Raw genomic sequence first — 8,926 nt, 5'->3', positions numbered from 1 at the left:
CCGCGTCCGCCGGCACCGTGCCCAGCCGGCCGGCCTGGAAGTCCTCGAAGGCCTGCTTCAGCTCGGCGTGGCTGTTCATCACGAACGGCCCGTAGTGCGCCATCGGTTCACGGATCGGACGGCCGCCCAGCAGGACGACCTCCAGGTCCGGTGTGTTCGAGTCCTGGGACTCGTCCGCGCGGACCGTCAGGGACGACCCCGCGCCGAAGACCGCCGTCTGGCCGGTGCGGACCGGCCGCCGGTCGGTCCCGACCGCGCCGCGTCCCGCCAGGACGTACGCGAGGCCGTTGAAGTCCTCGCGCCAGGGCAGCGTGACCTCGGCACCCGGCCGCAGCGTCGCGTGGATCATCGTGATCGGCGTGTGCGTGATGCCGGGACCCTCGTGCCCGTCCAGCGAGCCCGCGATCACCCGCAGCAGCGCGCCTCCGTCGTGCGACGTCAGCAGCTGCACCTGGCCGCCGCGGATGTCCTGGTAGCGCGGGTCCATCATCTTGTCGGCGGCGGGCAGGTTCACCCAGAGCTGGAGGCCGTGGAAGAGACCGCCCGACGTGACGAGCGACTCCGGCGGCGCCTCGATGTGCAGCAGCCCGGAGCCCGCCGTCATCCACTGGGTGTCACCGTTGCGGATCGTGCCGCCGCCACCGTTGCTGTCCTGGTGGATGAAGGTGCCGTCGATGAGGTACGTCACGGTCTCGAAGCCGCGGTGCGGGTGCCAGGGGGTGCCCTTGGGCTCTCCCGGCGCGTACTCCACCTCACCCATCTGGTCCATCATGATGAACGGGTCGAGGTGCTGGTAGTTGATCCCCGCGAACGCCCGGCGCACCGGGAACCCCTCGCCCTCGAAGCCACCCGGCGCGGTGGAGACGGAGAGCACGGGACGGGCGACGGCGTCGGCGGCCGCCGTGACGCGGGGAAGGGTCAGCGGGTTCTCTACGGTCACAGCGGGCATCGGGGGCCTCCTTGGCTTCGGCTCCAATTTAGTTGAACGGTGAACATCTGGCAAGCGCGGAGATATTCCCCAGCCGTCCGCCGTGCCCGTTCACCCGCGAGAACCGGTCACGCCCGCGGAGCCGACCTGCGCCCGCGCACCCGGATTCCGGGCAATAACGGGCATCTGGTTTCCTCCCCGCCCTCTCCGAGCAGGAGCCCCCGCGACAACCGGCCAACTTCCCCCCACAGAAACGGAGTTGCCTATGTCCCCCGCACGGACGAGATTCGCCCGCCTCACCGGAGCCGGCACGGCGGTCCTGCTCGCCACCGGCGCGCTCACCGCCCCCTCGGCCGTCGCCGACGAGAAGCCGCACTGCGCCGTCGACGCCGTCACGAACGCCGAGACCTGCTTCGCGACCCTCCCCGAAGCGCTCGACGCCGCCAGGAGCGGCCAGGGCAACGGTCCGCGGACCGTGGCCGGCGACGTCATCCAGGGCACGTTCTTCGACGATCCCCAGTTCGGCGGCGCCTCGCTCACCGTCTACGGCACCGCGCCGTGCGAGAAGGACGGCTGGGTCAACTACCAGTACGACGTCCCGGACGACTGGAAGAACCGCATCAGCTCCGTCCAGCCCTGGGCCAACTGCTGGCTCTGGCTCTACCCGGAGCCGGGGCTCGGCGGCGACCGGGACGGACCGTTCGAGGAGAACGCAGCCGACATCGGCGGCCTCATGAACGACCGCACCCAGTCCATCGGCTTCAGCTGAGCCGTGGGCCCGTGGCCTCGACGGCCCCCGGACCGGACCCGGCCCCCACGCCGGCCCGGCCCCGTACAGACAACCCCCCACACCGCACGGAGCACCCATGAAGAACACACCCACCAAGAGCGGGCGGACGAAGGCCCGGCTCCCCATCCTGCTGGCGGCCGCCCTCACCACCGGCGGCATGGCCCTGGCCCCCACCAGCGCCCAGGCGGCCGACGAGCAGCCCACCATCCGTGAGCTGCTCGACAAGTGCGACAACGGCACCGACCTCTGCGTCTTCCACCCCTCCGGCCCGCCCGAGGTGTCGATGGGCGAGGCTCACCAGGTCGGCGACTCCGCCTTCAACTGCACCGCCGACCTCCAGCGCTCCACCGTCGGCTGGTCCGACACCACCGGCGAGTCCAACAGCGTCGGGGTGTCACTGAGCGCGGAGGTCGGCTTCGCGGAGGTCTTCAAGGTGAGCATCGAGACCAACTACAACCACACCTGGGAGAGTTCGCACACCGAGTCGGAGCAGACGAACGTCGACGTACGGCCCGGCGAGGTCGGCTGGGTGACGCGTGAGGCGCAGATGCAGCGCGTCAGCGGCCAGTACGAGATGCACTTCGAGGACAAGTTCTACGGCCACTACTACTGGTACGTGCCGTTCGACGCGACCGGCCCGCTGCCCGACGCGCCGAGCACCAAGACGCAGCACACCCGTCCGATGACGGACCAGGAGCGGTCCGAGCACTGCGGCTGACGCCGCCCTCCCAAGGAGGGCGCCGGGCGGACCGCACACACGCGGCCCGCCCGGCGCCCTCTCTTCAGAAGACCGGGTTCCTCAAGAAGATCGCGCTCAGCCGTACATCCGGCGCATCGCGAAGTCGACCATCTGCTCCACGGCCTTCGCGTCGAAGACCATCCGGTGGTCGCCCTCCATGTCGATCACGAAGCCGTACCCCGTCGGCAGCAGATCGATCACCTCGGCGCCCGTGATCACGAAGTACTTCGACTCCTTGCCCGCGTACCGCCGCAGCTCCTTGAGCGTGCTGAACATCGGGATGACCGGCTGCTGGGTGTTGTGCAGGGCCAGGAACCCCGGATTGTCACCGCGCGGGCAGTAGACCTTCGACGTCGCGAAGATCTGCTGGAAGTCCTCCGCGGAGAGCGACCCGGTCGTGAACGCCCGCACCGCGTCCGCCAGCGACGGAGGGGACGGCTCGGGGTACAGCGGCTGCTCCCCGTATCCGCCGCCGCCCATCGGCTGCTGCGGGGGTGCGTACTGCTGCTGGGCGCCAGCGTTCTGGTCGTAGCCGTACATGCCGCCAAGAGTACTGAGGAAAGGCCCGACCGTGGGCGCGATGGGCCGCAGGTGCCCCTCGTCGCCCTCGTCACAGATGTCCGGCGGGGGTTGCATCTTATTACCGGCGGGTAGCATCATCGGAGTCAGTTACTGATACGCGTTCGAGGAATCCGCCTCCCAACCGCTTACGGAGCCGTCGCCATGGGGCACTACAAGTCGAATCTCCGCGACATCGAGTTCAACCTCTTCGAGGTCCTCGGGCGCGACAAGCTGTACGGCACGGGCCCGTTCGCGGAGATGGACGTCGAGACCGCCAGGACCATCCTCGCCGAGGTCACCAAGCTCGCAGAGTCCGAGCTGGCCGCCTCCTACGCGGACGCGGACCGCAATCCGCCCGTCTTCGACCCGGAGACCAACACCGCTCCGGTGCCCGCCTCCTTCAAGAAGAGCTACCAGGCCTTCATGGACTCGGAGTACTGGCGCCTGGGCCTGCCCGAGGAGATCGGCGGCACCACCTCGCCCCGCTCCCTGATCTGGGCCTACGCGGAGCTGCTGCTCGGCGCCAACCCGGCGATCTGGATGTACACCTCGGGCCCGGCCTTCGCCGGCATCCTCTTCGAGGAGGGCAACGAGGCGCAGAAGAAGATCGCCGAGATCGCCGTCGAGAAGCAGTGGGGCTCCACGATGGTGCTCACCGAGCCCGACGCGGGCTCCGACGTGGGCGCGGGCCGGGCAAAGGCCGTCGAGCAGGAGGACGGTTCCTGGCACATCGAGGGCGTGAAGCGCTTCATCACCTCCGGCGAGCACGACATGTCGGAGAACATCCTCCATTACGTGCTGGCCCGCCCCGAGGGCGCCGGCCCCGGCACCAAGGGCCTTTCGCTCTTCCTCGTACCGAAGTACGAGTTCGACTGGGAGACCGGCGAGCTGGGCGAGCGCAACGGCGTCTACGCGACGAACGTCGAGCACAAGATGGGCCTCAAGGCGTCCAACACGTGCGAGCTGACCTTCGGCGACCGTCACCCCGCCAAGGGCTGGCTGATCGGTGACAAGCACGAGGGCATCCGCCAGATGTTCATGATCATCGAGTTCGCCCGGATGATGGTCGGCACGAAGGCCATCGCCGCGCTCTCGACCGGCTATCTGAACGCGCTGGAGTACGCCAAGGAGCGCGTCCAGGGCCCGGACCTGTCGCAGTTCATGGACAAGAGCGCGCCCAAGGTCACCATCACGCACCACCCGGACGTGCGCCGCTCGCTCATGACGCAGAAGGCGTACGCGGAGGGCATGCGGGCGCTGGTGCTCTACACCGCCTCCCTCCAGGACGAGATCGCCAAGAACGAGGCGGAGGGCGAGGACGTCAAGGCGCAGCACGCGCTGAACGACCTGCTGCTGCCGATCGTGAAGGGCTACGGCTCCGAGAAGTCGTACGAACAGCTCGCCCAGTCGCTCCAGACCCTCGGCGGCTCCGGGTATCTCCAGGAGTACCCGATCGAGCAGTACATCCGGGACGCCAAGATCGACACTCTTTACGAGGGCACCACCGCCATCCAGGGCCAGGACTTCTTCTTCAGGAAGATCGTCCGCGACCAGGGCCAGGCGCTGAACACCCTCTCCGAGGAGATCAAGCAGTTCCTCGCCGTCGGCACCGGCGGCGCCGAGCTGGCCCCGGCCCGCGACGCGCTCGCCAAGGCGGCCGTAGACCTGGAGGCGATCGTCGGGAAGATGCTGACCGACCTCACCGCCACCGCCGAGGACGTCAAGAACATCTACAAGGTGGGACTCAACACCACCCGCCTGCTGATGGCGTCGGGCGACGTCGTCGTCGGGTACCTGCTGCTGCGCGGCGCGGCGGTCGCCGTGGAGAAGCTGGAGACGGCCTCCGCGAAGGACGTGGCCTTCTACCAGGGCAAGATCGCGGCGGCGAAGTTCTTCGCGGGCAGCGTCCTGCCGGGCGTCTCGGTGGAACGGACGATCGCCGAGTCGGTCGACAACTCCCTGATGGAGCTGGACGAGGCGGCGTTCTAGGGCCTGTCTTCAAAGTCCCGCCTGGCCCGCGACGCCTGGCACGGCACCTCGCCGCGTTGTCGGACCCGGCCGAGTACGTCCAGTACGAGGCCGGTCCTCCGCCTTGCGATGCACCGCACCTGCCGCCGCAGGCCCCGCCCTGCGGGCGGACGGCGCTACTTTGAAGACAGGCCCTGGGCCGGACACGGCCTGGCGGGACCACGCCTCTGCGTCCTCGATCGCCGGACGGGCTGCGACGGCAGCCCGTCCGGCGATCGGTTTCCGCCACTGTCCACACGAACGCGCCAAACCGTGGCTCGTTATGGTGATCCCATGAGCACACCCGCCCGCTTCGACCGCGGCCACACCGACGACCTGATGACCTTCCTCGCCGCCAGCCCCACGCCGTACCACGCGGTGGCGAACGCGGCCGAGCGGCTGGAGAAGGCCGGCTTCCGGCAGGTCCGCGAGACGGACGCCTGGGAGGGGACCACCGGCGGCAAGTACGTCCTGCGCGGCGGCGCGCTCATCGCCTGGTACGTCCCCGAAGGGGCCGCGCCGCACACACCGTTCCGGATCGTCGGCGCGCACACCGACTCCCCCAACCTCCGGGTGAAGCCACTGCCGGACACCGGTGCGCACGGCTGGCGGCAGGTGGCCGTCGAGGTGTACGGCGGGCCGCTGCTCAACACCTGGCTCGACCGCGACCTCGGGCTGGCCGGCCGCCTCTCCCTGCGGGACGGCACGCACCGGCTGATCAACGTGGACCGGCCCCTGATGCGCGTACCGCAGCTGGCCGTCCACCTGGACCGCGGCGTCAACACCGACGGTCTCAAGCTGAACCCGCAGCGGCACATGCAGCCGATCTGGGGGCTCGGGGAGGCCGAGGAGGGCGACCTGATCCGGTTCGTCGCCGAGGAGGCCGGGCTCGACGCGTCCGACGTCACCGGCTGGGACCTGATGGCGCACTCCGTCGAGCCGCCCGCCTACCTCGGGCGCGACCGCGAGCTGATGGCCGGGCCCCGGATGGACAACCTGCTGTCGGTCCACGCCGGTACGGCCGCGCTGGCCGCCGTCGCGGGATCCGCCGGATCGGGCACGGCCCTGCCGTACATCCCGGTGCTCGCCGCCTTCGACCACGAGGAGAGCGGCTCCCAGTCCGACACCGGCGCGGACGGGCCGCTGCTGGGCACGGTGATGGAGCGCTCGGTGCTGGCTCGCGGCGGTTCGTACGAGGACCGGGCGCGGGCCCTTGCGGGCACGGTCTGCCTCTCCTCCGACACCGGGCACGCCGTGCATCCCAACTACGCGGAGCGCCACGACCCGACGCACCACCCGCGCTCCAACGGCGGCCCGATCCTGAAGGTCAACGTCAACATGCGGTACGCCACGGACGGCGGCGGGCGCGCGGTGTTCGCGGCGGCGTGCGAGCGGGCGGGCGTGCCGTGGCAGACGTTCGTCTCGAACAACTCGATGCCCTGCGGCACGACGATCGGCCCGATCACCGCCGCCAGGCACGGCATCAAGACGGTCGACATCGGTGCGGCGATCGTGTCGATGCACAGCGCGCGCGAACTGTGCGGCGCGGACGACCCGTTCCTCCTGGCGAACGCGCTGGCCGCTTTCCTCGAAAGCTGAATTCCCTTCTCCTGCATGGGTGTTCCCGGGCCGGGTACCCGCATGAGCGGCCCGGGAATGGCCACCATTCGTAGGAGGAGGCGGGATTCATGGGCATTGGCGGATGCATCGCACTCATCGCGGTGGGAGCGATCCTCACGTTCGCGACGGACTGGGAGGCCGAGAGCGTCAACCTCGACCTGGTCGGCGTGATCCTGATGGCGGTCGGCCTCATCGGCATCGCGACGTTCACGAGCATCGCGAAGCGCCGCCGCGCGGTGGTCGCCCCTCCGACGGTCATCGAACGCGACCACCACCAGGGCCTGTAAGCCACCCGGCGGGCAATTCAAGCCCGTCCGGCGCTTGAGGACACCCCCACCACCGGGCGGCACCCTTTCCACCCACGGTCGGCCAACTCAAGCCCGTCCGGCGCTTGAGGACACCCCACCACCGGGCGGGCGGCACCATTTCAGCCCGTCCGGCGCTTGAGGACGAACCGCCCACCGGGCGGCCCCGGACAGCACCCCCACGCCGCGAGGACCTACGCGTCGAGCCCCGCCAGCACCAACCCCAACCGCCCGACCCCCGCGGGAGCGACCCGCACCGGAACCCCCCAGTCCTGCTGGTGCACATGGCACGCCGGATACTCGACATCCGGCGCGTCGTCGCAGGACGCCGCCATCGCCGAGACGTGCAGCACCCCCTCCGTGACCCCGTCCGCCAGCACCAGCTCGCGGTCCAGTTCCGTACCGGCACCGGCCCCCTCCGCCAGCAGCTCCGGCGGCGTGGCCGAGACCAGGAGCCGGGTCGAGGGACCGTAACGGGTGTCCAGCTTCTGCCCCTTGGGCGCCTCGAAGACGACGTCCAGCCGCAGCGCGCCCGGCGCGACATCCGTCGCGGCGCGCTGCGTGCGGTGCGCCACCGACTCGACGCGGACGGCCTCCTCCGGCAGCCTCAGCCGGGTCAGCCGGTGCCGCGCCGACTCGACCACCACGATGTCGTCACCGACGAGCACCGCGTCCGACGGCTCCCGCAGATCCGTCGCGAGCGTCGTGACCTCCCCGGTCGCCGGGTCGTAGCGGCGCAGGGCGTGGTTGTAGGTGTCCGACACGGCCACCGAGCCGTCCGGCAGGGCGGTCACCCCGAGCGGGTGCTGGAGCAGTGCCTGCTCCGCCGGACCGTCGCGGTGGCCGAAGTCGAAGAGCCCGGTACCGACAGCCGTCCGTACGGCGTACCCGTCCCCGTCGCGCTCCACGTACCGCAGCGCGCTCGTCTCGGAGTCGGCCACCCACAGCCGGTCCCCGGCCGCGGCGAGCCCCGACGGCTGCGCGAACCACGCCTCGGCGGCGGGCCCGTCGACCAGGCCCTCGTTGGTGGTCCCGGCCGCGACCTCGACGGTGCGGGTCGCCGGGTCGTACGTCCACAGCTGGTGCACCCCGGCCATCGCGATCCACAGCCGGTCGTTCCACCAGGCCACGTCCCACGGCGAGGAGAGCGCCACGTCGAGCGCCGGACCGTGGGCCGGTGAGCCCTGCCACCACTGGCCGCCCGTGCCGGCGAGGGTCTCGACGGCGCCCGAGACCGGGTCGTACGCGCGCACGGCGTGGTTCACGGTGTCGGCGACCGCGACGCGGCCGTTCGGCATCGGGGCGAGCCCCTGCGGCTCGCTGAAGGCGGCGTCGGGGCCGTCGCCGAAGCCACGCTGCCCCGTCCCGACGCGCCGTACGACGCTCTCGCCGTCCGCCGCCAGCTCCACCAGCTGGTGCCGGGTGGAGTCGGACACCAGGAAGTTCCCGGAGGCCAGCACGACCGCCTTGCCGGGGAAGCGCAGGTCGGTGGCGACGGGCTCGGGAGCGACATACGGGCCGTCGCCGCGCCGCAGGGTCCCCTTCGCGGCGTGCTCGGCCTCCAGCTCCTCGACCAGCTTCTCGATGGCGTGCGCGTGGCCCTCGCCCGCGTGCTGGGCGACGACGTACCCCTCGGGGTCGATGACGACGAGCGTCGGCCAGGCCCGTACCGCGTACTGCTTCCAGGTCGCCAGCTCCGGATCGTCCAGGACGGGGTGGTGCACCTCGTACCGCTCGACGGCGTCGACGACTGCGGCGTGCTCGGCCTCGTGGACGAACTTCGGCGAGTGGACCCCGATGATCACCACGGTGTCGCTGTGCTTCTGCTCCAGCTCCCGCAACTCGTCCAGGACATGCAGGCAGTTGATGCAGCAGAAGGTCCAGAAATCGAGCAGAACAATGCGTCCGCGCAGGTCGGCGAGGGAGAGCTCGTCGCCGCCGGTGTTCAGCCAGCCGCCCTTGCCGATCAGCTCGGG

General features: G+C 70.5%; 8 protein-coding genes. 5 read left to right on the top strand and 3 right to left on the bottom strand.

Annotated elements, in window-relative coordinates:
* Positions 1–949: pirin family protein (locus GXP76_RS31695; RefSeq protein WP_242575067.1), on the bottom strand; the 949-nt coding region annotated here is incomplete at its 3' end.
* A gap of 244 nt (positions 950–1,193) precedes the next feature.
* On the opposite strand from GXP76_RS31695, the gene GXP76_RS31690 reads away from it, so the two are divergent.
* Positions 1,194–1,697 carry a hypothetical protein gene (locus GXP76_RS31690; RefSeq protein WP_242575066.1) on the top strand — a complete coding sequence of 168 codons (504 nt, stop codon included), beginning with the start codon at positions 1,194–1,196 and terminating at the stop codon, positions 1,695–1,697.
* 97 nt (positions 1,698–1,794) lie between these two features.
* Positions 1,795–2,436 carry a hypothetical protein gene (locus GXP76_RS31685; RefSeq protein ID WP_242575065.1) on the top strand — a complete coding sequence of 214 codons (642 nt, stop codon included), beginning with the start codon at positions 1,795–1,797 and terminating at the stop codon, positions 2,434–2,436.
* 96 nt (positions 2,437–2,532) lie between these two features.
* Here the strand turns inward: GXP76_RS31685 and GXP76_RS31680 are convergent, their stop codons facing one another.
* On the bottom strand, positions 2,533–2,997 hold the full coding sequence (locus tag GXP76_RS31680; RefSeq protein ID WP_242575068.1) for an SseB family protein: 465 nt from the start codon (positions 2,995–2,997) through the stop codon (positions 2,533–2,535).
* 183 nt (positions 2,998–3,180) lie between these two features.
* On the opposite strand from GXP76_RS31680, the gene GXP76_RS31675 reads away from it, so the two are divergent.
* The 3 genes from GXP76_RS31675 to GXP76_RS31665 all read left to right on the top strand — a co-directional run bounded on the left by GXP76_RS31675 (position 3,181) and on the right by GXP76_RS31665 (position 6,932).
* Complete coding sequence (locus GXP76_RS31675) at positions 3,181–5,007, top strand: acyl-CoA dehydrogenase (RefSeq protein ID WP_242575064.1); 1,827 nt, start codon at positions 3,181–3,183, stop codon at positions 5,005–5,007.
* A gap of 312 nt (positions 5,008–5,319) precedes the next feature.
* On the top strand, positions 5,320–6,624 hold the full coding sequence (locus GXP76_RS31670) for a M18 family aminopeptidase (RefSeq protein WP_242575063.1): 1,305 nt from the start codon (positions 5,320–5,322) through the stop codon (positions 6,622–6,624).
* An 89-nt stretch (positions 6,625–6,713) separates the two neighbouring features.
* Complete coding sequence (locus tag GXP76_RS31665) at positions 6,714–6,932, top strand: DUF6458 family protein (RefSeq protein WP_078076141.1); 219 nt, start codon at positions 6,714–6,716, stop codon at positions 6,930–6,932.
* A 212-nt stretch (positions 6,933–7,144) separates the two neighbouring features.
* Here the strand turns inward: GXP76_RS31665 and GXP76_RS31660 are convergent.
* Positions 7,145–8,926 (bottom strand): NHL domain-containing thioredoxin family protein (locus GXP76_RS31660; protein ID WP_242575062.1); only part of this gene is annotated, 1,782 nt, incomplete at its 5' end.

It is taken from the genome of Streptomyces sp. NP-1717 (assembly GCF_022695985.1).
Taxonomy (GTDB): domain Bacteria; phylum Actinomycetota; class Actinomycetes; order Streptomycetales; family Streptomycetaceae; genus Streptomyces.
The sequence above is the reverse complement of the archived record's forward strand: the minus strand, read 5'-3'. Positions and strand labels throughout refer to the sequence as shown.